This is a genomic window from Streptosporangium sp. NPDC049376 (assembly GCF_044466505.1).
Classification (GTDB): Bacteria; Actinomycetota; Actinomycetes; order Streptosporangiales; family Streptosporangiaceae; genus Streptosporangium.
Map to the genome: position 1 here is coordinate 156609 of NZ_JBITMT010000001.1, position 22777 is coordinate 179385.

Consider the following 22777-nt stretch of genomic DNA (forward strand, 5'->3'; position numbering starts at 1 on the left):
AGGCCTATCCTGACAACCTTCCCAAAGGGCTTGCGTGGCCGTGGCGATCATGTAAGACTGGCGCTCGTTTTACAATAGTAAAGATTCTTTCCTGTAGAGACCTCGGGCGCTCTTTATGCGCCGGGTTCATACATCCGATCTTTTGTGGGAGGTTCACTTGGTGAACCTGACCGTTCCCCAGTTGCTCAGAGACCGGGCCGCAGGCGACCCGGACGGGGTCGCGTTGATCGTGCACGGCTCAGCGCCGCTCACCTATCTCCAGTGGCACCAGAGGGCGACCGTGATCGCGAACGGCCTGGTAGCCCGGGGTGTGAGCAGGGGCGACAGGGTCGGTCTCGTCTTCGGGAACGCGGACTGGGCGGACTACGCGGCCGCCTTCTGCGGCGTGCTCGCGGCCGGAGCGGTCGCCGTGCCGCTCTCCGACCGCCTGGCCCCCGCCGACCTGCGCTTCATGCTGGAGCACTGCGGGGCGAGCGGCGCCGTCCACGCCGCGGGCCTCGACGCGCCCGGAGTCGGCTGGAGCGCGACCCCCGACGAGCTGCGTGCGGAAACGTCCTATGAGATCGCCGATCCCGCGCCCGGAGACCTCGCGCAGATCCTCTACACCTCCGGCACGACGGGCCGTCCCAAGGGTGTCTCGGCCACCCACGCCAACCTGGCGTACGGCTGCGGCGCGAAGCGACGCCCCTTCGCGCACTCGCGCCACCTGGTGCACGCCTTCCCGATCGGCACGAACGCCGGCCAGGCCATGCTGATCAACGCCCTCGACGCCCACCCCGCCGTGGTGACGCTGCCGCGCTTCACCCCGGGCCGCTTCGCGACGCTGATCGAGTCCTACCGGGCGGGCACCGTCTTCCTGGTGCCCGCGATGGCCATCGAACTGCTCAACGCCGGGATCGGCGACCGCCACGACCTGTCCAGCGTGCTGCTGCTCGGCTCGGCCGCCGCGCCGCTGCCCTCCGCCGTCGCCGAGGCGCTCACCGCCGCCTTCCCCAACGCGACGATCACCAACTACTACACCTCGACCGAGGCCGCCCCCGCGCAGACGGTCATGATGTTCGACCCCGAGCGGCCGGGCAGCGTCGGCCGCGCCATCGCCGGGGGCCGGGTCAGGATCGCCACCGCCGACGGCCACCCGCTGCCGCCGGGCGAGACCGGCGAGGTGTGGATGCGCTCCCCGGCCGCCCCGCGTTCCTACTACGGCGACCCGGACAGCTCCACCTTCCGCGACGGCTGGGTACGGATGGGCGACCTGGGCCGTATCGACGCCGAGGGCTACCTCTATCTCGTCGACCGCGAGGGCGACGTCGTGAAGTCCGGCGCCTACAAGGTCTCCACGATCCACGTCGAGGAGGCCGTCTACCAGCACCCCGCCGTGGTCGAGGCCGCCGCCTTCGGCGTGCCGCACCCCGTGCTCGGCACCGTCGTCGCCGTCGCGATGGCCACCAAGGTCCCGCTCGCCCCCGAGGAGCTGCGCGTCTTCCTCAAGGACAGGCTGGCCCCGCACGAGCTGCCCGCGCACGTGACCACCCTCGACGCCCTGCCGCGCAACAACGGCGGCAAGGTCGACAAGCGCGCCCTGCGCGCGAGCATGGAGCGGGTGCCGTGAACGCCGGGCACGAGGTCACGTTCACCCAGCAGGGGATGTGGGTGACCGAGCAGCTCGTCGGCGCGGGCACCGCCTACCACATGCCGTTGCTGATCGGCCTGGACGGCGACCTCGACGCGGACGCGCTGCTCGCGGCGTGCGCCGCGCTCGTCGAACGCCACCCCATGCTCGGCCAGGTGGCCGCCGAGGCCGAGGGCGGGCTGCGGCTCGTCCCCGGCGCTGACGTCCCGGTGCGCCGCCTGCGGGTGACCGAGGGTGTGGAGGCCGCGGTACGGGAGGAGATCCTGCGCGGCTTCGACCTGGAGAAGGGGCCGCTGGCCAGGTTCACCCTCCTGGAGACGGGGCCGGGCCGTCACGTGCTCGTCTTCGTCGCCCACCACCTGGTCTTCGACGGCCACTCCAAGGACGTGCTGGCCGGTGACCTGGCGGCCCTGTACAACGGGGAACCGCTCACTCCGCTGGCGTCCCTCGACCACGGCGCCCTGGAGCGGGAGCGGGTCGCCGCCCTGCTGCCCGAGGCGCGGGACTTCTGGAAGTCCCGCTGGCGGGAGCAGGGCGAGACCGTGCTGCTCGGGCGGACGCTGCGCTCCCGGCGCGCCGGCGAGGGGCGGGAGCTGAGCTTCACCGCCGCCCCCTCGGCGGTCCCCGGGCTGACCCGCTTCGAGACGTTGCTGGCCGCCCTGCACGTCCTGCTCAGGGGATACGGCAACGACCGGGTGACGACCGCCGTCGACCTGTCCACCCGGCCGAAGGAGGCGGCGGGCCACATCGGCCTGTTCGTCAACGAACTGCCTGTCTCCTCGGAACCCTCCGTCGAGGAGGACTTCGGGTCCTTCGCGACCGCACTACGCGCGGGGCTGCGCGAGGTCTACCGGTTCCGTCAGGTTCCGCTGGTCCGCGCGATGCCCCGCATCCGGCCGCACGCCGCGCTGGTTCCCGTCTCCGTCAGCTACCGCACCCGCCGCGACGCCGACCCGGTCTTCACCGGTCTCGACGCCTCGGTCGAGTGGACGGTCTTCAACCACGCGGTGAGAGGCGCGCTGCACCTGCAGTGCGTCGACGGCCCCGGTGGGCTCACGGTCAGCCTTCGCTATGACCCAGAGGTGGTTTCGGACGCCCGAAAAGTGGCCGACGACCTGCGTCTTCTTCTGGAACGCGCCACCTCCGCCCCCGAAAAAACGATCAACACGCTACTGAACGACACTCTGGAGAAGAGATGGGTTCCGTCACCACCCTGACCGACCAGGTACGCGAGATCTGGGAAGAAGTCCTGGGCATCTCGCCGATCGACGAAAACGACGACATCTTCGACCTGGGCGGCCACTCGCTGACCATCACCCAGATCATCGCCCGGATGCGCAAGCGGCTCGACGTCGAGGTCTCCCTTGACGACTTCTTCGACAACCCGACCATCTCGGGGATCGTGGAGTCCCTCGGAGATGACTGAGACCCTCGACCGGCTCAGGCTGTCGCGCCTCGGCGACGACGACCTGGAACTGCTGCTCCTGGTCAGGCACTTCGAACTGAAGCTCTTGGAGCTGTACGGCAAGGGTGACCTGAACGGCACGACCCACACCTGCCTCGGGCAGGAGTACGTCCCCGTCTCGCTGACCCCGCTGCTCGGCGAACACGACCACGTCTTCAGCAACCACCGGGGCCACGGCCACTACCTGGCCAGGTTCCGCGACCCGCACGGCCTGCTCGCCGAGATCATGGGCAGGCAGGGCGCGGTCTGCGGGGGAGTCGGCGGCAGCCAGCACATCCACCGCGACCGCTACATGTCCACCGGCGTCCAGGGCGAGAGCATGCCCGTCGCCGCGGGTGTCGCCCTGCACCTCAAGCGCGCCGAACCGGGCACGCTCGCCTGCGTCTACATCGGCGACGGCACCTGGGGGGAGGGCGCCGTCTACGAGGCGCTGAACCTCGCCGCCCTCTGGCGGCTGCCGCTGATGGTCGTCGTGGAGAACAACGGCATCGCCCAGTCCACCCCGACCACGGCGCAGATGGCCGGGAGCGTGGCGAGCAGGGCGGCGGCCTTCGGCATCACCCACCACCTGGTCGTCTCCACCGACGTCAACGAGATCAGGGCCTCCCTTGAGGCGCCGGTCGCCGCGGTGCGGGCGGGCAGGCCCCTGATCGTCGAGTTCGCCACCCACCGGCTCGGCCCGCACAGCAAGGGCGACGACATCCGCCCGGCAGACGCCGTGCAGGCGGCCAAGGACAACGACTGGTACGTCCGCTACGCCAACGACCACCCCGACCAGTTCCACCGGCTCGACGGAACGGTCAGGGCCCAGGTCGAGGCCATCGCGGAGGAGATCGCCGCGCGTCCGCCCTCCCGCTGGGAGGCGTCGTCTTCTCGGGGGACGTCGTGAGAGTCGGGGAGAACCTCAACGAGGCCCTGCACGGGCTGCTCGACGACGACCCCACCGCCTACGTGATCGGTGAGGACATCCTCGACCCCTACGGCGGAGCCTTCAAGATCACCAAGGGTCTCTCGATGCGCTTCCCGGGACGGGTGATCGGCACCCCGATCAGCGAGGGCGCCCTGACCGGCGTCGCCGCGGGCCTGGCCCTCACCGGCAACACGGCCGTCGCGGAGATCATGTTCGGTGACTTCGTCGCGCTCGCCTTCGACCAGATCTGCAACTTCGCCAGCAAGTCGGTCTCCATGTACGGCAGCCGCCTGCCACTGCGGATGATCGTGCGCTGCCCCACCGGCGGCGGCAGGGGGTACGGCCCCACGCACAGCCAGAGCATGCAGAAGCACTTCATCGGCATGCCCGGCCTGTCGCTGTACGAGATGTCGCCCTTCCACGACAACCGTGAGGCCCTCGCCTCGATGCTGGGACGCGGCGAACCCTGCCTGTTCTTCGAGGACAAGGTTCTCTACACCCGGCAGATGGGCCAGACCGACCCGATGTTCCCGGTACGCCGCGACGGCGAACTGGCCATCGCCGAGGCCGACGGCAGACCCGACTGCGTGATCATCGCACCGGGCGGCATGGCGCACCGGGCACTGGCCGCGATGCGGACCCTGCTGCTCCAGGACGAGATCTCCTGCCGCCTGCTCGTCCCCTCCCGCCTCTACCCGCTGGACGTCGAGGCGCTGCTGCCGTACGTGGGCGGCGTCGTCCTCGTCGCCGAGGAGAGCACGGCGGGCGGCACCTGGGGCAGCGAGGTCGCGCACCTCCTGCACGAGCGCGTGTGGGACCGCCTGCGCGGCCCCGTCCGCCTCGTCCACTCGCGGGACAGCGTCATCCCCACCGCTGCCCACCTGGAGAGCGAGGTCCTGGCCGGGGAGTCCACGATCCACCACGCCGTACGAGAGGCCCTGCGTGGCTGACATCCGCGTCCCCAAGCTCAACAACAACGACAGCGAGTACCTCGTCGTGGCGTGGCTCGTCGAGGACGGCAAGCCGGTCAGGGCCGGCGAGCCCGTCGTGGTCCTGGAGACCTCGAAGGCGGCCGACGAGCTGGAGGCCGAGGAGTCCGGCTACCTGCACCACGGCGCCGCGCTCAACACCTGGGTCACCCCCGGTACGCTGCTGGCCAGGATCACCGAGGAACCCCAGGCCCCGCCCGCCGAGGTCGTTCCCGACGCCGTCCCGGCGCCTGTCGTGGCGGCCCCCGCGGTTGTCACGGTCGCCCCGGCGGCTGTTCCGGCAGCCGCCTCGACGGCCGTTCCCGTCAGTGTCCCCAGCAGCGCTCCCGTCGACGCCCCGGCGCCGCGCGACCCCGTCATCACCGACCCCGCCCGCGCCCTCATCGCAGAACTCGGCATCACCCCGGAGCAGATCGCCTCCCTCGGCCTCGGCGTCATCCGCCGCGCCGACGTGGAACGCCTCGCCGGCCTCACCCAGGAACCGCCCGCCCCGCAGGCCGTACCCGAGGAGCTCGACGAGGCCGCGCGGCACACCCTCTCCCGGGTGCAACGGGCCGTCGCCAGGGCCGTCACCACCTCGCACAGCACGATCCCGGCCGCCTACACCGTCGTGAAGTTCGACGTCGGCCCCGCCCTGGAGCGCACCAAGGACCTCAGCAGGCAGGTCCGCAGGCCGGTCGGGCTCACCGAACTGTTCGTGCGGGCCGTGGCCGCCCTGCACCCCGAGTTCCCGCTGTTCTTCGCCGCGGTGGAAGGCGACGGCGCCAGGCTCTCCGACGCCCCGCGCGTCGGCGTCACCTTCGACATGGGGGAGGGGCTCTACGTCCCGGTGGTCCGCGAGACCGGGACGCTCAAGGAGATCGCCGACACGCTGATGCGCTACCGCCTGGCGGCGGCCGAAGGCGACTTCAAGGAGAGGGACCTCACCGGCGCCAACATCGCCGTCACCCTCCACACCGACGCCGACGTCGTCCTCGCGGTCCCCCTTGTCTTCCCGGGGACGGTCTGTGCGCTCGCGATCACCTCGCCACAACCGGAACTCGTCCTCGGGGAGGACGGCGCGGTGACGACGAGGACCGTCGCCAACATCGGCCTCGCCTACGACCACCGACTGATCAACGGCCGGGACGCCGCACACTTCCTGGCCGCCCTCCGGACGGAGCTGCAATGACCGAGACAACGCTGTCGGACGCCAAAAGGGCACTGCTCGCCCAGCGGCTCCGGCGCCGGGAGGAGTCCCGGACCATCACGGCCCGGGACCCCTCAGTCACCCCACCCCTGTCCCACGCCCAGGAACGCCTGTGGTTCCTTGAGCAGTACCGGCCGGGGACCACCACCTACACCGTTCCCGTCGCGGTGCGCCTGCGCGGCGAACTCGACGAGGAGGCGCTGCGCCGCGCCCTCGACGAGATCGTCGTCCGCCACGAGGCGCTGCGGATGCGCTTCCTCACCACCGAGGACGGCACGCCGGAACTGGTCGTCGACGGCCCCCGCCCCGCCGAACTGCGCGTCACCGAGGCCGCCGACCTGGACGCCGCCGTCGAACTCCTCGACGACGAGGTCGCGACGCCGTTCGACCTGGAGACCGGGCCGCTGCTGCGGACCCTCCTGGTACGGCTCGCCCCCGACGACCACGTCCTGCTGCTGGCCGCCCACCACACCGTCGTCGACGGCTGGTCCGTGGACCTCATCATCCGTGAGCTGCTCGCCCTGCACGACGGCAAGACCCTCAAGCCCGCCCAGGTCGGCTACGGCGACTACGCCCTCTGGCAGCGCGGACGCGACCACCGCCGCGAGGTCGACCACTGGCGCGAGAAGCTCGCCGGGCTGCCCGCCATCGAACTGCCGACCGACCGGCCGCGCCCCGCCGAGCAGGGCTACGAGGGCGCCTCCCTCGACTTCGCCGTCGACGCCGACCTCACCGCGCGCCTGACCGAACTGGCCAAGTCCTCCGGCGCGACGCCGTACATGACGTTGATGGCGGCCTTCCAGGTGCTGCTGGCGCGCTACTCCGGACAGACGGACTTCGCGGTCGGCTCCCCGGTCGCCGGGCGGGGCCTGCCCGAGCTGGACGACGTCGTCGGCATGTTCGTCAACACGCTGGTGCTCCGCGCCGACCTGGCCGACGACCCGGCCTTCACCGACTTCCTGGCCCGCACCAAGGAGACCGCGCTCGACGCCTTCGCCCACCAGGAACTGCCGTTCGACCAGCTCGTCAACGAGCTCAACGTCGTCCGCGACGTCAGCAGGTCACCCCTGGTGCAGGTCACCTTCGCGCTGCAGAACTACAAGGCGGGCGAGGAGGACGGGCGTATCTCCTACGTCTCCATGCCCGTCAGGACCACCCGCTACGACCTGGCCCTCTACCTCTTCGAGAGCCCCGACGGCCTGGTCGGCAACTTCACCTACAACACGGCGCTGTTCGACCCGGAGACCGTCGAACTGCTCGGCTCCCGCTTCATCACCCTGCTGAGCTCCATCGTCGACTCCCCGGACACCCGGGTCGGCGAGTTGTCGCTGCTGTCGGAGCAGGAGCGGGAACTCGTCCTGGGCTTCGGGTCGAGCACCGACCTCGTGCCGACCGGTCACGACCTGCTCCACGAGATCGTCACCGCGCAGGCCGGGCTCACCCCCGACGCCCCTGCGGTGACCCACGAGGACGACACCTACACCTACGCCCAGCTCGACGAGCGCTCCGGCCGGATCGCCGCGCTCCTGCGCAACCGGCACGGCATCGGCCCGGACAGCAGGGTCGGGGTGCTGCTCGACCAGTCCGCGGACGTGGCCGCCGCCCTGCTCGGCGTGCTGAAGTCCGGCGGCGCCTACGTGCCCCTGGACCCCAAGCAGCCCCGCGACCGCCTCGCCTACATGCTTGAGGACTCCGGGGCCGCCGTGGTGATCACCACCACGGACCTGGCCGACCTGGTCGCCGGCCCCCGGCTCGTCCTGCTCGACGCCGAGGCGCTTGAGGAGACCGCGTTCGACGACCCCGGTGTCATCCCGGGCAACCTGGCCTACGTCATCTACACCTCCGGCACCACCGGGCGCCCCAAGGGCGTCGGCGTGCAGCACCGGCAGGTGCTGAACTACCTGGCCGGGGTCAGGGAACGCTTCGCCGTCGAGCCCGCGGGCGTCTACACCCTGCTGCAGTCGCTGTCGTTCGACTTCGGTGTGACGATCTTCTACCTGTCGCTGATGACCGGTGGCGAACTGCACCTGGTCGACCCGCAGGCGCCGGTCGAGGACCTGGCCGAGCAGCTCGGCCGTACCGACTACATCAAGATGACCCCCTCCCACCTCGCGTCGCTGCTCGCCGATCCCGACGTGAACCCCGCCGAGCTGCTGCCGCGCAAGCTGCTCGTCCTCGGCGGCGAGGCCTCCAAGTGGAGCTGGGCCCGCGAGCTGACCGAGCACACCAGGGTCGTCAACCACTACGGCCCGACCGAAGCGACGGTCGGCATCTCCACCCACGCCGTCACCGACGAGGCCGAACGCGCGCTGAACCTGCCCATCGGCAGGCCGCTGCCCGGCGCCAGGGTCTACGTGCTCGACGAGCACCTGCGGCTCGTCCCGCCCGGCATGACCGGTGAGATCTACCTCGGCGGCGACCGGCTCGCCCGCGGCTACCTCGGTCAGCCCGGCCTGACCGCCGACCGTTTCCTGCCCGACCCGTACGGCGAGCCCGGCGCCCGCATGTACAAGACGGGCGACCTGGGCCGCTGGCTGCCCTCGGGGGACCTGTGCTTCCTCGGCCGCCGTGACCTGCAGGTCAAGGTCCGCGGCTACCGCGTCGAACTGTCGGAGATCGAGTCCGTCCTCACCGACCAGCCCGGTGTCGCCCACGCCGTGGTGGACCTGCGCGAGGACCGTCTCGTCGCCTACCTCGTGGGAGAGAAGACGACCGTCGGCGAACTGCGCGCCTCACTCGGCGAGCGGCTCCCCGAATACATGATCCCGGCACGCTTCGTCTGGCTGGACGAGCTGCCGCTGAAGTCGCACGGCAAGGTCGACCGGGCCAGGCTGCCCGAACCCGACGAGGAACGCCCCGATCAGGAGGCGGGTTTCGTCCCGCCGGCGACACCGATCGAAGAGGCGATCGCCTCGGTGTGGGCCGCGGTGCTCGGCCTGGTCCAGGTCGGCGTGCTGGACGACTTCTTCGACCTGGGCGGACATTCGCTGCTCGCCGCACAGGTGGTGGCCCGCCTGCGGAAGGCTCTCCCCGCAGGCGGGCGCCAGGTCAGCATCCTGGACCTGTTCAAGTACCGGACCGTGCGCGAACTGGCCGAGGTCGTCGAGGCGGGCGAGAGCGGCCCCCGGCTGCTGCTGCACCGCCTCACCCCCGCCAGGGCCACGACCTCCAACCTCGTCTGTGTGCCGTACGGCGGCGGCAGCGCGGCCATCTACCAGCCGCTGGCCGACGCGATGCCCAAGAAGTGGGCGCTGCACGCGGTCGCGGTACCCGGCCAGGAGATGGGCCTGATCGAGGAGACCCGCCCGGTGGCCGAGGTCGCCGAGGGCTGTGTCGAGGAGATCCTCAAGGGGATCAAGGGCCCGCTGACGCTCTACGGCCACTGCGGTCTCGGCGTCATGCTGACCGTGGAGATCGCCAGGCGCCTTGAGGCGGCCGGCCGCCAGGTCGACGCCATCTACCTCGGTGGCGTCTTCCCCTTCGCCAGGCCGCAGTCGGCGCTGGCGTGGATGGCGAACCTGACCGACAAGCTCCGCAGTGACCAGGTCTGGGCCAACGCCCTGCAGGCCGCCGGTCTCGACGTCGAGGACCTCGGCCGCGAGGAGCTCAAGCTGGTCATCGACAACCGGCGCAAGGGCACCAGGGAGGCCGAACGCTACTTCACCCGCCTGTTCGAGGAGGGGGTCGAGCCGCTCAAGGCGCCGATCATCTCCGTGGCGGGCGAACGCGACCCGGCGACCGAGTTCTACCAGGAACGCTTCCGCGAGTGGCACCTGCTGACCGACTCGACCGCGGCGGTCGTGCTCGACGAGGCGGGCCACTTCTTCCTCAAGTACCGCGCCGAGGAACTGTCGGTCATCCTCACCGGCACCCACAAGGCCATCGCCTCCGGCGAGACCGAGGAGCTGCGCCGTACGGCACGCTCCACCTGGTGGCTCGAAGGCGTCTCCAACCGCTCGGAGGGCGCCCCGGCTCCCGCCTCGGACGGCCAGGCCGTACCGGAGAGCGGGCCGAGGACCGGGCCGAAGCCGAGCATGCGGCGCTTCGCCGCGGTGGCGGCGGGCCAGCTCATCTCGATCGTCGGATCTTCCCTGACCGAGTTCGCCATCCCGCTGTGGATCTACATCCACACCGGCTCACTCGTCAGGTTCGCCCTGTTCTCGGTGCTGGCGCTGGTGCCCGGCATGCTGGTCGCCCCGCTCGCGGGCACCCTCGTCGACCGCTACGACCGGCGAAAGATCATGCTCGCCGGTGACATCGGGGCCTTCAGCACCCAGCTGATCATGGGCGTGCTGCTGTGGACCGGCAATCTGGACGTCTGGCAGATATATCCGCTGCTCGTGGTGCTGTCGGTCGCGCTCACCTTCCAACGCCTCGCCTACAACTCGGCGATCCCACAGCTGGTCCCCAAGCGCTTCCTCGGTCACGCCAACGGCGTCGTACAGATGATCACCGGTACCGCCCAGCTGATCGTCCCGCTGGTCGCCGTCGGCCTGATGGCGGTGATCGGCCTGGAGGGCATCCTCGCCCTCGACGTCGCCTCCTACGTCTTCGCCATCGGGGTCCTGCTGTTCGTCCGCTTCCCCAAGACCATGGCCTGGAAGCGCAGGGAGACCCTCCTCGCCGAGATGGTCGAGGGCTGGAAGTTCTCCTGGGGCGTCAAGGGCTTCCGCGCGATGCTGTTCTTCTTCGCCTTCCTCAACGTCTTCCTGTCCCCGCTGTTCCTGCTCATCTCCCCGCTGGTGCTGGGCTTCGCCACCCTTGAGGACGTCGGCCGGGTCTCCTTCTTCGGCGGCCTGGGCGTCTTCATCGCGGGCCTGGCCATGACGATCTGGGGTGGCCCCAGGCGGCAGAGGCTGCGCGGCGTGATGCTCTCCACCCTCATCCTGTCGGTCTTCTGCCTGGTCGTCGGCTTCCAGCGCGACCTCGTCATCGTCTCCATCGGTGTCTTCGGGATGTCGTTCTGGCTGACCATGCTCAACGGCGTCTACGCCACGATCATCCAGGTCAAGGTGCCGCAGCGCTTCCACGGCCGGGTCATCGCGCTGAACACCCTCATCGCGTGGTCCACGCTGCCCATCGGCTTCGGCCTGGTCGCGCCGTACGGCAGCGCGATCTTCGACCCGCTGATGATGCCGGGCGGCGCGCTCGCCGACACCTTCGGCGCCGTGATCGGCACCGGCCCGGGACGCGGCGTCGGCCTGATGTACGTCCTGTTCGCCTTCGCCATCGCCGCCATCGCGGTGGCCGGACTGCGGATCAAGACACTGGCCAGGTTCGACGAGGAGGTGCCGGACGCGCTCCCCGACGACCTGGTCGGTTTCCAGACCGTCCAGCGGCGCCAGGAGTCGCTCGCCGAGGTCGTCCCCATCACCGCCAAGAAGCAGCCAACCGGAGTGTGACCCTCTGTTCTTCTGATGCCTTTCCTGCTCTTCTGATGTTTTTCGACCGGGTTCGGGCGTGTTCCGCTGCGGTACACGACCTTCCGGTGCGTGACTTCTGAGCACGTGCCGGGGAACCCGGGTCGTCGACCGGACTCCCGCCGGTCGGTTCCCAGCGGAAGTACCTCCCCACTGGGAACCGGCCGACGGGTCCTCCCCGCCGAGCGCCCGGCGGGGAGAAGCCCCGGCGGACGGCGAGGACGACGCGGTGTGGGGTACCCGCACTCGTCCCCGCTCCGTCCGCACCGGGGCGAAGACAGGCACGGCGGGGTGAGGCTCTCCCCGGACCCCCTTGCCGGGACACCCACCCCGCCGCGCCCGTCTCACCCGCCCTCGTCACCGAACCAGACGAGGTCGGAGTGCAGCCGCCTGGCGGCGCTCTGCGCGCTGTTCCACAACCCGTGCCCACGGCCGTCGGCCCCGATGGTCGCCGCCTGCCCACAGGGCAACGTCAGCCCGTAGGCCACCACCTCGGCCTGTTCGCCCTCCCAGCCTTCCTGAACCAGCGCGAACACGCGGGGCACGTGCTCCTCGTTGACGTTCTCCATGCCGGTACTCCTTGTTGTCGGGTGCTGGTTTCCCGGTCCCTGAGGCGAGACCTCACAGGACTTCTTGATGCGAGCCGATGCCCGCAGGTGTGGCCAAGTTGTTCGAGGCCGCAAGGGGGTGCTCGGGCTGGTGCGTTCGTTCGCGACTGATCTTTCTGCGAGCTGCGTCCGGGCGCTGTTGTTCGGTGGAGTTCTGGTTCTCGCTGAATCTCGACAGGCATATGAAAGCTGGACATAGGGAGCTTCCTGGTCGGGAGGATCATGCCTTCGTCCTGCCAGGATGATACGTCCTTGACGTCAAGGCAACAAGGAGATTCGAGAGTGGAGACATTGCCTCCTTGTCGATAAGGTGCGAGAAGTACCTGTGTGGCGGCCGCAGATGCACGCATGCGCGTCGTAGTGAGGGGATGAGCTCATCGTCCTCATGAGGGGACGTGACTTGATCTGTCGGACGAGGGCGCTTGCGCCGATGCCGATCTCATCGCTCCTGTAGAGATCCCAACGGAGGGAAGCTGTGAAGCCCGATACCCGAGACCAGTCCGAGCGGATCGCCGCCGACCTTCGTGCTCAGATCATGGCCGGGCAGATTCCACCTGGTGCACAGCTTCCGTCCATTCCGGCGCTGGCCGCCAAGCGTGGCGTCTCGACGACCGCCGTGCAGACCGCCTGGCGCATTCTCAAGGCGGAGGGGTACCTCGTCAGTGAGACGGGCAAGGGGGTGTTCGTGCGTGATCGTCACCAGTTCACGGTGAACGCCGCCGCGTACTTCGATCCGGCGGAACGAGGAGTCAAATACAAACTGCTCGATGTCGCCGAGGTCACGGCACCCGCCGATGTCGCCGCCGTTCTCGGTGAGGAACGAGCCGTGCTGCGGCGCCGGCTGACACTTCGTCAGGACGAGCCGGTAGAGCTGTCCTGGTCCTACTACCCGGTCAGCCTGGCCGCGGGGACTCCTTTGGCGGGACGGGGCAAAATCCGGGGAGGCGCACCGCAGGTCCTGCACGACCTCGGTTACCCGGAGCGTGAGTTCGTGGACCGCCTGTCGGTTCGTCCGCCGACGACCGAGGAGGCGGAGGCCCTCGACATCCCGCAGGGGGTTCCCGTTCTCCGGCAGTTCCGCACGGTGTACTCCGCCGACGAACGACCGGTGGAGGTAAGCGTGATCATCAAGCCGGGACACCTCTACGAGCTGTCCTACCGTCAGTCGGTCTCCATGGACGACCGAAAGTAATTGCCACTTTGGGTCAGGACGAGGACCGGCGGAGTTCTCGGGTAGCGGTTCGGTAGGCGTGGCCTATGTGGGTCAGCAGGCCCAGCAGCAGGGGGATCTGTTCCGGTGTGTAGTGCGCGCCGATGGCGTCCAGGTGGCGTCTCGCGGAGTCGCGGGTGGCCTCGTAGTCGCCCAGGCCGTCTTCGAGCAGTTCCACGGTGACCGTACGGCGGTCGCGTTCGCCGCGCACCCGCCGTACGTAACCCGCCTTCTCCAGGCGGTCGATCAGCCGGGTCGTCGAGGCCGACGGCAGGCCGAGCTCCTCGGCGATGGCTCCGACGGCGAGGGGGCCGCGCATCTCCAGCAGGATGACGGCGGCGACGTCGGCCGGTTGCAGGCCGAGCCGGTTGGCCACCGCCTCGTTGTGCTGCACGACCGCGATCAGGAACTCGCGGTAGATGTCCTCTTCCGGATGTTTGTGGGCCACTCAGCCAACCTACTCCAGCTTGGTATATCTTCATATCGGAGATACTCCGATTTGGAGGAAATATGGACATCCTTGTCGTTGGTGCCGGCGTGGGCGGTCTGGCCGTGGCGCGTCACCTGCTGGCCGCCGGTCATCGGGTGCGGGTTTTCGAGCGGGCCGCCGCCAGGCGGACGGGCGGGGCGGGATTGACCATGTTCAGCAACGGCGTCGCCGTACTGAACGATCTCGGTGTCAGCCTGGACGGTGTGGGAGGGCGCATCGACAGGATCGACGCGCTCACCTCCGGTGGCCGGTTGCGCACCACCATGGACCTGGTCCACACCGCCGCCCGGTTCGGGTTCGAGAACAAGTCGGTCTCCCGGAACATCCTGCTGGACCGTCTCGCCGAAGGGCTGCCCGAGGGACTTGTCCGCTACGGGACGGGCTTCCAGAGCGTGACGCAGGACGACGAGGAGGTCACCGTGACCTTCGACGACGGCACGACCGCCACCGGAGACCTGCTCATCGGGGCCGACGGCCATCACTCGGCGGTACGGCGGCAGCTCTGGGGCGAGGAGGTCGTCCGTACGGCGACCTTCGGCACCTGGCAGGCGCTCAGCCCGATCGACATCGACCTCACCCACACCAACCTCCACCTGATGATCACCGGGAAGGAGGGGGCGTGCGGGTTGATTCCCGGGGGCGACGGGCTGCTGCAGTGGTGGTTCGACGTGCGCTGGTCGCCCTCCGACCCACGGCCCGCGGAACCGCTGGCCGAGTTGAGGCGTCGCTTCGGGCACTGGGCCTCACCCGTCCCCGAGGTGCTGGCCGCCGCGCGGGAGGAGGACCTCGGGTTCTTCGGCCACCACTGGAACAAGGTCCGGACCGTCTGGGGGCAGGGCCGCGTCACCCTGATCGGCGACGCCGCCCACACCATGCCGCCGACCCTGGGTCAGGGCGCCAACCAGACCCTTGAGGACGTGTGGGTGCTCGGCCGCGAACTCGCCAAGGGTGGAGACCTTCCGGTACGGCTGCGCGCCTACGAGCGGGCCCGCTACCCGAAGGTCTCGCTGGTCTCCCGGCTTGCCAGGCGCAGTCCCGCGAACTGGCGCATCCCGCCGACGGTCGGCCGCCTGTTCCCCGAGACCTCCCAGACCACCATGCTCACCCGCTTCAGCAACCGCCTGACGGCCCTGGCGGGATGACCTACCCGCTTCCCGGGTGTCAGCGGGGGACGAACATCACCGCCGAGATGGGCTCGTCGAAGTCCCGCCGCTCCCCGGGGGCGACGGGGATGGGTGCTCCCGTGCAGTTGCGGTTGACGTACATGTTCGCGACCTCGTCGGTGCCGTTGGACACGAGCAGGACGGTTTGCCCGAACGCGGACAGGCCGATGCACCTGAGGCTCTGTGGATTGACCAGAAGGTTGGGCCGCCCGGCCTGAAGCCGGTAGACGAAGCGACCTGTCGCGGCGTAGGCCGGAAGCGCCGCGCCGGCGAGCATCGCGACGGCGCATGCGGTGGAGACGGCGGCTTTGGTGATCTGTCGCCTCATAGGAGGCACCTCCCGTGAACCTGGGGCTACTGTTTCTTCGTTCGATAACTCTCCGTAGTCGTCAATGGTCACCCGTGTCCCGTGAGTGACGGTCCGGTGTGCCCCGAAGGGCTCTTATGTCTTCCGTGGAGCTCGCTACCGGGAATCCGTGGGTTCCCGCTTCTCCGGAATTGAACGGGAGTCGGTCTCACGCCCGGTCGTACGCGGAATCTCTGGACGGGCGCTTGACGCTCGAAAGGCGAGGAGAATTTCGTTTCCGCTGTTTCACCCTGGCCAACGAGCTGAGCGATCCCCCATAAAGGCCGTGGCGGAAAAAGAGGCCTTTTTCCTGAGAATGACGGAACCCCCGGTGGCCGGGGGTTCCGTTTGGGGTCCTGTGTCGGGCGGCTCACGCCGTACACGCGCCGGTGGATCCGTACCGGGTCCGGTCCGGCCGGGCACGATCCGGGGTCAGCAGAGCTTGATGAACCAGACCGGGTCCCAGTTCGTGATGAACTTGGCTCCGGGCTCGAAGTACCTGATGGGGTTGTGCTGCTGGTCGCGGAGCTCCACACGGACGTTCTGGTTGTTGAAATAGGGCGTCGTGCCACCCCACCTCGTCAGTGCGTACTCCGCGCAGGTGTAGAACCGGAACAGAACGTACCTGTCGCCGTTGCCGGCGTTGTACCTGATCCAGGTGCAGAGCCTTTCCGGCCCGCAACTGTTGACCCAGTCGGTGGCCTGCTGCTGGCTCCAGTCGGACTTCGTGTCCCAGACCTCCGGGGCGGGGCTGACCACAGGCCAGGGGATTATGTCCTTCGCCGCGGTCGGTACGCCCTTCACGCTCGCGACATCCGCCCCGGCTGGACTGACAAGGCCCGCGAGGGCCGCGACGACAAGGGTCAGCGCTGCCAGGACGCGTTTGATAGCTGACACGTGCACTCCATCCTTGGGCGATTACCTCATCACCGATCAAATCAGAAGCAGGAGAGCGATATAGGTCGGGAAAATGCCATTTTTCGCTGGTTTACTGCCAACGTTGGATCGATGAAAGGAAGGCCCTTTTCCGTGACGGCCCCCTCACGTGTCGCCATCAGGGGTCAGGCCAGGTCCCACAGCAGGCGGTAGTACGCGATGCGCTCCTCGTCAGGGGAGACGCCGTAGGCCTCGTACACCAGGTGGTCGTAGCCGGGGCCGTGGTTCCACTCGGTGCTCCAGGCCGCGACCGCGAGGTCGGCCCACCGGTCGGCCACCCCGAGCGAGCCGAGGTCGACGTGCGCGGCGAACGTGCCGTCGTCGTGCACCAGGGTGTTGGGGGCGCAGGCGTCCCCGTGGCAGACGACCAGCCGGTCGATCGGCGGAGGGTCACCGATGATCGCCCGGGCTTCGGCGAGGCCGAGATGGCGGTGTTCGGGGGACCAGGCCTGCGGCCCCTCACCGTCGGCGACGCGCTCGTCGGCGCGGGCGAGCCGCCGCTCGACGCTCCAGTCGAACGGGCACTCCGCGACGGGCAGGGCGTCGTGGAGGACGCGCAGTCCCCGGCCGATCGCGGCCGCCGCGGCCGCGGAGGCCTCCGGGCCGTCACGCCAGCGGTCATCCACCGCGGAACGGCCGACGAGCGCCGCCGTGACCAGCCAGGAGCCGTCGGCGTCGTCGCCGTGTTCGAGGACCTGAGGGACGTTCACCCAGTGTCGCGCCCAGGTCAGGCGTTCCGCCTCGGCGGCCAGGTCGATCTCCGGGGTGCCGACGGCGATCCACTTGGCGTATCTGACGCCGCCACGCCCGTCGTCGAGCCGGAACGTCAGGCCGCCGAGCTCGTTGCGCCACACCGGGGTGATGTCGTCGTCACCGGCGAGTGTCGCGATGACGTCGGGTACGGGCACCGGGCCGGTCGGGATCTCGTCGATGTCGATAAGGCTCATGGGCCGTGATGCTTCCAGGCACGCCGTACCGGGAACAAAGGGTTTTCAGTCACGGTCACATGTCGGCCCGGGTCGTGAGCCCGCGGTCCGTGAGCACCAGGGCCAGCCCGGCCACCGAGGCGGCGACCATGATCAGGGCGAGGACGTGCAGGCGGTCGTCGTTCACCTGGGTGTGGAAGGCGAGGGAGATCAGCGCGGTAGAGGCGATCGAACCGAGGAATCCGGAGGTGCGCAGCAGCCCCGAGGCGGTGCCGAGCTGGGCGGCCGGAGCCTGGGCGTACAGGGTGGTCTGGTTGGCGCTTGAGGTCGCGGCCAGGGTGACCCCGACGGCGAGCGTGATGCCGACGACCCAGAGGATCGGGGTGTCCCTGGTCAGCGAGAGGACCCCGATCGAGGCGGCCAGGCAGCAGAACGCCGAGACGAGGAGCGGGGCGCGGACGAGGTTGCGCCGTGAGATGGGCTGCACGATCAGGACGGGAAGCGCGCTCATGGGCAGCAGGAGCAGGCCCGCCTCCTTTGAGGAGACGCCGCGTTCGGCCTGCAACCACTGGGTGAGGCCGTACAGGACGGTGTAGACGCACAGCGACGCCACGGCCCAGCGCAGGTAGGTGCGGGTGAGCGCCGGATTGGCGCGCAGCAGGCGCATGTCGATGAAGGGACGGCTCGCCCGCAGTTCCCACCACACGAGCCCGGCACCGAGCAGTACGGCCAGGCAGAGGGCGGTCCAGTTGGGACGCGGCAACTCCATCAGGAAGACCAGCAGGGCGGCCATCGCCCCGCCGAACCCGGCGATGCCCGCCACGTCGACGCGGGCCGCGAGCTGCCGGGGCGTCACCGGCCCCTCGACCGGCGGGTCGGCGGGAATCCACAGCAGGGCCATGACCAGGGCCGCGAGCGCCACGGGCAGGTTGACCAGGAACGTGGTCCGCCAGCCCCAGGCGTCGGCCAGGACGCCGCCGATGGGAAGACCGAGGGCCGCGGTGGCGGAACCGGCGAGCATCAGGCCGCCGAGCACGCCACCGGGCGGCGCGGTCAGGCCCGCCGCCTCCGCGCGGCGCCGGACGAGCAGCATCGCCGAGGGGTAGACGGCCGAGCTGCCCACACCGATCAGGGTCCTGGCCACGACCAGGGCGGTCAGACTCCGCCCCGTCCCGCCGACGACGCCGCCCGCCAGGACGATCAGCAGGCCGGTCAGGAAGACACGGCGGGCCCCGAACTCCTCGGCGAGCTTCCCGCCGGTCGGCTGGGCGATGGCGCCCGCCAGATAGAGCGCGGAGACCAGCACCGCGGTCCGCCCGACCGGGACGCGCACGGCGGCGGCGACCGGAACCAGCGCGGTCGCGATGAGGGAGGTGTTGACCGCGTTGATCGTCGATCCGGTGAACAACGGCGCCACGAACCGCCAGGAGAAGGCGGAGTCCCGCGTCACAGGCGCTCGACCAGGAGCGGCGCGGCCATCAGGGTCTCCGGTTGGGCGAGGACGAACCCGCCGCCGGTGCGCGCCCGTTCCGGGTGGGCCGCCTCCGGGAACCGCCTGCAGACAGCGCGACGTAGCCGCCCAGAAGCGCCAGGCCGGTCAGTGTCTGCGCCACCAGGAAGGGCAGCGGGTCGGCGGGCCGTACGGCCAGGGCCAGCAGGGCGGGCGCGCAACCGGGCAGGGCGAGGTCGACGCCGGTCAGCCCCCACAGCAGCGGCCCCGTGGGAATCGCGCCGCCCGGAGTGTCGATGACCGGCATGGAGTGGTCGATCGGGCGCCTCCTGGCCATCCGCAGCGCCGCGATCGCCAGGACGGGGCCGCAGGCCGGACCGAGCAGCGGCCACCACGCGCCCGTGCCGAGGGCACCCGAGACGCTCAGCCCGGCCAGGGCCGCCCCCAGCCAGCAGGCGCCGAACAGGGCGGGCGGCAGGGCCCGTACGGCCAGCGCGGTACGGGGACCGACGGCGAGCGCCCGCAGCAGGGCGGGATTGTCACCGTCACGGCGGGCACCGGAGGTGACGGAGACCGCCGCGGCGAGCGTGCCCATGGCCGTCAGCGCGACGGCCACCTGGGACAACCCGGCGGTCACGGCCAGGGCGGGCAGCGCGGCGGCACCGGCCAGCACCGCGAGCCGTACCGGACGGCGTCCGGCGCGGCGGGCCTCCTGCCAGGCCAGCGCCCAGGCGCCCGGCACCGGCCAGCGGCGCGAACGCAGCGCCCGGCCCCGCCAGTGGTTGTCCTCGACCGACCAGGTCAGCGCGCCCGGGTCCAGGGTCACGGTCGCCTGGGCCACCCTTCCCGACCGGGCGGAGGCGGCCAGGATCGCGCGGGCGGGGACACGGTCGAGCGCCGTCCAGGCCCGCCGTACCAGGAACGCGGCCACCGCCGCCGTACAGCAGGCGACCGCGCCGACCACCCCGGCGGGGAGAGCGGCCGCCACCCGGCCGGGCCCCGGACCGGACACGGCCATCAGTACGGCCACCGCCACGGTGAGGGCGATCAGGGCCTGCAACCAGGCGTCCCAGGTGGGGAAGGCCTGACCGAGGACCCCTATCGCCATGCCGCCGAGCCCGGCGCCGAGGCCGATCACCAGCGCGGCCGCCAGCCGCAGGGGGAGCAGGTCGGGGGCGCCGAGCACGGCGACCAGCGTCGTGCCCAGCACCAGCCCGCCCAGGATCGAGATCACGAGCAACGTCCGCGCCGTCCCGCCCAGGACGGTACGGCGCGGCAGCGGGGAGAGCAGGCGCCAGGAGGCGTCGGCGGCGCCGAGCACCACCGGCCCGGCCGCCCTGACGACGGCCAGGTAGCCCGCGTAGGCCACGGTGACCAGCGCCAGCCCGGCTCCCACCTGCCGGGGATCGGCCGGGTGGACGAGGTTCCCCAGCACGGAGGCGACCGGCCTGCCGAGGACCGCGAGCGCCATGGCGACGCCGAACAACGTCGTGTACCGGTCCTGCCAGCGTCTCATCGCGCCGCCTCCAGCCTGACCAGGCGGGCGCCGCAGGCCTCGGCGAGGGCGAGGTCGTGGGTGGCCATGACGACGGCGCCGCCCCGCGCGGCGTACTCACGCAGGAGGTCCGCCAGGCGGTCGCGGAAGGCGGCGTCAAGGCCGCGTTCCGGCTCGTCGAGCAGCAGCAGGCGGCTCGGCCTGACCAGTGTCGCGGCCAGTGAGACCCGCTGGCGCTGCCCGGTCGACAGGGTCAGGGGGTGCAGGTCGGCGCGGCCCTCAAGATCGAACGCGGCGAGGGCCGTCCCGGTGTCCATCCGCCCGCCACCGTGTACGGTCGCCACCAGCTCCAGGTGCTCCCGGACACTCAGCCCCGGATACCAGGCGGGCTCGTCGCCGGCCAGCGCCACCTCGCGCCAGAATCCCGCGGTGTCCGCCGGAGGTTCGCCCAGCACCAGGACCCGGCCGTCCGCCGGGATCTCCAGTCCGGCCAGGCAGCGCAGCAGCGTCGACTTGCCCGCGCCGTTCTCCCCGATGACGGCCACGATCTCCCCGGGGCCCGCCGTCAGGCCGACTCCGCGCAGCACCGCCTGCCCGCCCAGGTCCACCCGCACGTCACACGCGGTCAGGGTCGCCTCCACGGTCACGAGCCCGGGGCGGTTTCGGTCACGCCGGAAGGGCCGGCCCAGGCCCACGGTCCTGAGGTCGTGCCGGGTGCGACGCCGCCGGGAAGGCAGGAGAGGGCGCGGGTGGTCGGACGGCTCCCGGTGCGCTCGGACCGCTGTTTTCGCAGGTCGACGCTCCAGTTGCGGGCGCCGACGATCCCGGCCGGGTGCGGCTGGCGTTGGAGGGGGTTCGTCAAGATCGGTGATTCCGGCACGCCCACAGACTAGGGCGTGTCCTCCCGCCATGAGCGGGGCCCGGCGGCGCGTGCGGTTGCGGTGGGCGGCGGAGCGAACGTAACCTTCCGGCAACGCGTTGACGGAGACGAGTAGTCCCCGGGCACGGACAGGTCGGAGAGAGCCGCCGGAAGCTGCGAAGGCGGACCTGTCCCCGGGGGTGAAGACCCTCCCGAGTGCGGGGAGAAACGGCGTGCGCGCCCAATGCCCCGCCGGCCGGCCCCCGTGATCGGGCCGTCGAGGCCGTCGTGACGGCGGCGAAAGTGCGGTGGCACCGCGAGTTCCCTTCTCGCCCGCACTCCCAAGGGATCACCACTCACTGAGTTGAGGTTTGTGATGATCTCCACATCCACTCGTACCCTGGCCGCCGAGCTTCCACGGCGAATCGGCGACCGGGTCACCGTCCAGGGCTGGCTGCACCGGGGACGGACCCTGAAATCGGTGGTCTTCCTCATCCTGCGGGACCGGTCAGGCCTGGCCCAGGCCGTCTTCACCGGCCCCGAGGCCATGGCCGAGGCCGACGGCCACCCCGAGGAGACGGTCCTGAGCGTCACCGGGACCGTGACCGCCAACCCGCAGGCTCCCGGAGGGGTCGAGCTGACCTCCCCGGAGGTCGTCGCCCTGTCGGGGCCCGCCGAGGCCCCGCCGTTCGACCTCTACCGGCCCGGGGTGCCCGCGACACTGCCGACCATCCTCGACCACGCCCCGGTCACGCTGCGCCACCCGGCGCTGCGCGCGCCGCACGTCATCTCGGCCGCCTCGGTCGCGGGCTTCAGGGCGGCGCTCGACGGTCTCGGCTTCACCGAGATCCACACGCCGAAGGTGGTGGCCTCGGCGACCGAGTCGGGCGCCAACGTCTTCGCGATCGACTGGTTCGGCACCCCCGCCTACCTGGCGCAGTCTCCGCAGTTCTTCAAGCAGGCCATGGTCGGGGTCTTCGAACGGGTCTACGAGACCGGCCCGGTCTTCCGGGCCGAGCCGCACGACACCGCGCGGCACCTGGCCCAGTACACCTCGCTGGACGCAGAACTCGGGTTCGTCACCGACCACCGGGACGTGATGGCGGTGCTGCGCGAGGTGCTGGCGGGCATGACGGAGGCCGTCGCGCGTCAGGCGGGCGAGGAGTGCGCGCTGCTGGACGTCGCGCTGCCCAAGGTGCCCGAGCGCATCCCGGAGATCCACTTCGCCGAGGCGCAGGAGCTCATCGCCGCCCACACAGCCGAGGACCCCAGAGGAGAGCCGGACCTCGCCCCGGCCCACGAGCGCTGGCTGTCGGAGTGGGCGCTGAACGAGCACGGCAGCGAGTTCCTGTTCGTCTCCGGCTACCCGATGGCCAAGCGGCCGTTCTACACCCATCCCGAGCCGGGCAGGCCGGAGTACTCCAACAGCTTCGACCTGCTCTTTCGGGGCCTCGAACTGGTCACCGGAGGCCAGCGCCTGCACCGGTACGAGGACTATCTCGCCGTCCTGGCCGCCAAGGGCGAGTCCGCCGAGCCGTACGAGGGGTATCTGTCGGCCTTCCGGCACGGCATGCCGCCGCACGGCGGGTTCGCCCTGGGGCTCGAACGGTGGACCGCCAGGCTGACCGGCGCCGACAACGTCCGCCGCGCGACGCTGTTCCCCCGTGACCTGCACCGCCTGAACCCCTGAC

19 protein-coding genes are annotated in these 22777 nt (G+C 70.5%); 10 read left to right on the forward strand and 9 right to left on the reverse strand.

Annotated features, from left to right (window positions below):
- The first annotated feature begins 160 nt into the window (after positions 1-160).
- The 7 genes from ACIBVQ_RS00640 to ACIBVQ_RS00670 are packed head-to-tail and all read left to right on the forward strand — an operon-like array spanning position 161 to position 11585.
- Positions 161-1609, forward strand: a complete 1449-nt coding sequence (locus ACIBVQ_RS00640) for a class I adenylate-forming enzyme family protein (protein WP_399174775.1) — start codon at positions 161-163, stop codon at positions 1607-1609.
- Complete coding sequence (locus ACIBVQ_RS00645; protein ID WP_399174777.1) at positions 1606-2847, forward strand: condensation domain-containing protein; 1242 nt, start codon at positions 1606-1608, stop codon at positions 2845-2847. Before ACIBVQ_RS00640 ends, ACIBVQ_RS00645 begins: the two co-directional genes overlap by 4 nt.
- Positions 2826-3056, forward strand: a complete 231-nt coding sequence (locus ACIBVQ_RS00650) for a phosphopantetheine-binding protein (RefSeq protein ID WP_352008511.1) — start codon at positions 2826-2828, stop codon at positions 3054-3056. Before ACIBVQ_RS00645 ends, ACIBVQ_RS00650 begins: the two co-directional genes overlap by 22 nt.
- Complete coding sequence (locus tag ACIBVQ_RS00655) at positions 3049-3984, forward strand: thiamine pyrophosphate-dependent dehydrogenase E1 component subunit alpha (protein WP_352008512.1); 936 nt, start codon at positions 3049-3051, stop codon at positions 3982-3984. The genes ACIBVQ_RS00650 and ACIBVQ_RS00655 overlap by 8 nt, the downstream gene beginning before the upstream one ends.
- Positions 3981-4955, forward strand: coding sequence for an alpha-ketoacid dehydrogenase subunit beta (locus tag ACIBVQ_RS00660; RefSeq protein WP_399174780.1), 975 nt, complete (start codon positions 3981-3983; stop codon positions 4953-4955). Before ACIBVQ_RS00655 ends, ACIBVQ_RS00660 begins: the two co-directional genes overlap by 4 nt.
- Positions 4948-6165 carry a 2-oxo acid dehydrogenase subunit E2 gene (locus tag ACIBVQ_RS00665; RefSeq protein WP_399174782.1) on the forward strand — a complete coding sequence of 406 codons (1218 nt, stop codon included), beginning with the start codon at positions 4948-4950 and terminating at the stop codon, positions 6163-6165. The genes ACIBVQ_RS00660 and ACIBVQ_RS00665 overlap by 8 nt, the downstream gene beginning before the upstream one ends.
- A complete protein-coding gene (locus ACIBVQ_RS00670) occupies positions 6162-11585 on the forward strand; it encodes an amino acid adenylation domain-containing protein (RefSeq protein WP_399174784.1) in 5424 nt (1807 codons plus the stop codon). The genes ACIBVQ_RS00665 and ACIBVQ_RS00670 overlap by 4 nt, the downstream gene beginning before the upstream one ends.
- A gap of 362 nt (positions 11586-11947) precedes the next feature.
- On the opposite strand, the gene ACIBVQ_RS00675 is transcribed toward ACIBVQ_RS00670, so the two are convergent.
- Positions 11948-12172: a hypothetical protein gene (locus ACIBVQ_RS00675; protein WP_352008516.1), complete on the reverse strand. Its 225-nt coding sequence runs from the start codon at positions 12170-12172 to the stop codon at positions 11948-11950.
- Between the two features lie 514 nt (positions 12173-12686).
- Here ACIBVQ_RS00675 and ACIBVQ_RS00680 point away from each other — a divergent pair.
- Positions 12687-13403 (forward strand): GntR family transcriptional regulator, encoded by a 717-nt coding sequence (locus ACIBVQ_RS00680; RefSeq protein WP_399174786.1) that lies wholly within the window; start codon positions 12687-12689, stop codon positions 13401-13403.
- A gap of 13 nt (positions 13404-13416) precedes the next feature.
- On the opposite strand, the gene ACIBVQ_RS00685 is transcribed toward ACIBVQ_RS00680, so the two are convergent.
- Complete coding sequence (locus tag ACIBVQ_RS00685) at positions 13417-13869, reverse strand: MarR family transcriptional regulator (RefSeq protein ID WP_362910882.1); 453 nt, start codon at positions 13867-13869, stop codon at positions 13417-13419.
- Between the two features lie 62 nt (positions 13870-13931).
- On the opposite strand from ACIBVQ_RS00685, the gene ACIBVQ_RS00690 reads away from it, so the two are divergent.
- Positions 13932-15053, forward strand: coding sequence for an FAD-dependent oxidoreductase (locus tag ACIBVQ_RS00690; RefSeq protein ID WP_399174789.1), 1122 nt, complete (start codon positions 13932-13934; stop codon positions 15051-15053).
- Between the two features lie 19 nt (positions 15054-15072).
- On the opposite strand, the gene ACIBVQ_RS00695 is transcribed toward ACIBVQ_RS00690, so the two are convergent.
- The 7 genes from ACIBVQ_RS00695 to ACIBVQ_RS00725 form a co-directional block, all read right to left on the reverse strand.
- Positions 15073-15402: a hypothetical protein gene (locus tag ACIBVQ_RS00695; protein WP_352008522.1), complete on the reverse strand. Its 330-nt coding sequence runs from the start codon at positions 15400-15402 to the stop codon at positions 15073-15075.
- Between the two features lie 450 nt (positions 15403-15852).
- A complete protein-coding gene (locus ACIBVQ_RS00700; protein WP_399174790.1) occupies positions 15853-16317 on the reverse strand; it encodes a hypothetical protein in 465 nt (154 codons plus the stop codon).
- A 164-nt stretch (positions 16318-16481) separates the two neighbouring features.
- Positions 16482-17303, reverse strand: a complete 822-nt coding sequence (locus ACIBVQ_RS00705) for an aminoglycoside 3'-phosphotransferase (RefSeq protein WP_399174793.1) — start codon at positions 17301-17303, stop codon at positions 16482-16484.
- A gap of 55 nt (positions 17304-17358) precedes the next feature.
- Positions 17359-18732 (reverse strand): MFS transporter, encoded by a 1374-nt coding sequence (locus tag ACIBVQ_RS00710; protein WP_399174795.1) that lies wholly within the window; start codon positions 18730-18732, stop codon positions 17359-17361.
- Between the two features lie 28 nt (positions 18733-18760).
- Positions 18761-20248: a DUF6297 family protein gene (locus ACIBVQ_RS00715; protein ID WP_399174797.1), complete on the reverse strand. Its 1488-nt coding sequence runs from the start codon at positions 20246-20248 to the stop codon at positions 18761-18763.
- Positions 20245-20868: a heme ABC exporter ATP-binding protein CcmA gene (gene ccmA / locus ACIBVQ_RS00720; RefSeq protein ID WP_399174799.1), complete on the reverse strand. Its 624-nt coding sequence runs from the start codon at positions 20866-20868 to the stop codon at positions 20245-20247. Before ccmA ends, ACIBVQ_RS00715 begins: the two co-directional genes overlap by 4 nt.
- Before the next feature lie 2 nt (positions 20869-20870).
- Positions 20871-21089 carry a hypothetical protein gene (locus ACIBVQ_RS00725; protein WP_399174801.1) on the reverse strand — a complete coding sequence of 73 codons (219 nt, stop codon included), beginning with the start codon at positions 21087-21089 and terminating at the stop codon, positions 20871-20873.
- Positions 21090-21462: 373 nt separating this feature from the next.
- On the opposite strand from ACIBVQ_RS00725, the gene aspS reads away from it, so the two are divergent.
- A complete protein-coding gene (gene aspS / locus ACIBVQ_RS00730) occupies positions 21463-22776 on the forward strand; it encodes an aspartate--tRNA(Asn) ligase (protein WP_399174804.1) in 1314 nt (437 codons plus the stop codon).
- Position 22777 lies beyond the last annotated feature (1 nt).

Bases quoted from the DNA above. Each gene is read 5' to 3' on its own strand.
- ACIBVQ_RS00675 (WP_352008516.1), bottom strand. From the start codon at position 12,172: ATGGAGAACGTCAACGAGGAGCACGTGCCCCGCGTGTTCGCGCTGGTT.
- ACIBVQ_RS00705 (WP_399174793.1), bottom strand. From the start codon at position 17,303: ATGAGCCTTATCGACATCGACGAGATCCCGACCGGCCCGGTGCCCGTA.
- ACIBVQ_RS00650 (WP_352008511.1), top strand. From the start codon at position 2,826: ATGGGTTCCGTCACCACCCTGACCGACCAGGTACGCGAGATCTGGGAA.
- aspS (WP_399174804.1), top strand. From the start codon at position 21,463: ATGATCTCCACATCCACTCGTACCCTGGCCGCCGAGCTTCCACGGCGA.
- ACIBVQ_RS00715 (WP_399174797.1), bottom strand. From the start codon at position 20,248: ATGAGACGCTGGCAGGACCGGTACACGACGTTGTTCGGCGTCGCCATG.
- ACIBVQ_RS00695 (WP_352008522.1), bottom strand. From the start codon at position 15,402: ATGAGGCGACAGATCACCAAAGCCGCCGTCTCCACCGCATGCGCCGTC.
- ACIBVQ_RS00670 (WP_399174784.1), top strand. From the start codon at position 6,162: ATGACCGAGACAACGCTGTCGGACGCCAAAAGGGCACTGCTCGCCCAG.
- ACIBVQ_RS00690 (WP_399174789.1), top strand. From the start codon at position 13,932: ATGGACATCCTTGTCGTTGGTGCCGGCGTGGGCGGTCTGGCCGTGGCG.
- ACIBVQ_RS00655 (WP_352008512.1), top strand. From the start codon at position 3,049: ATGACTGAGACCCTCGACCGGCTCAGGCTGTCGCGCCTCGGCGACGAC.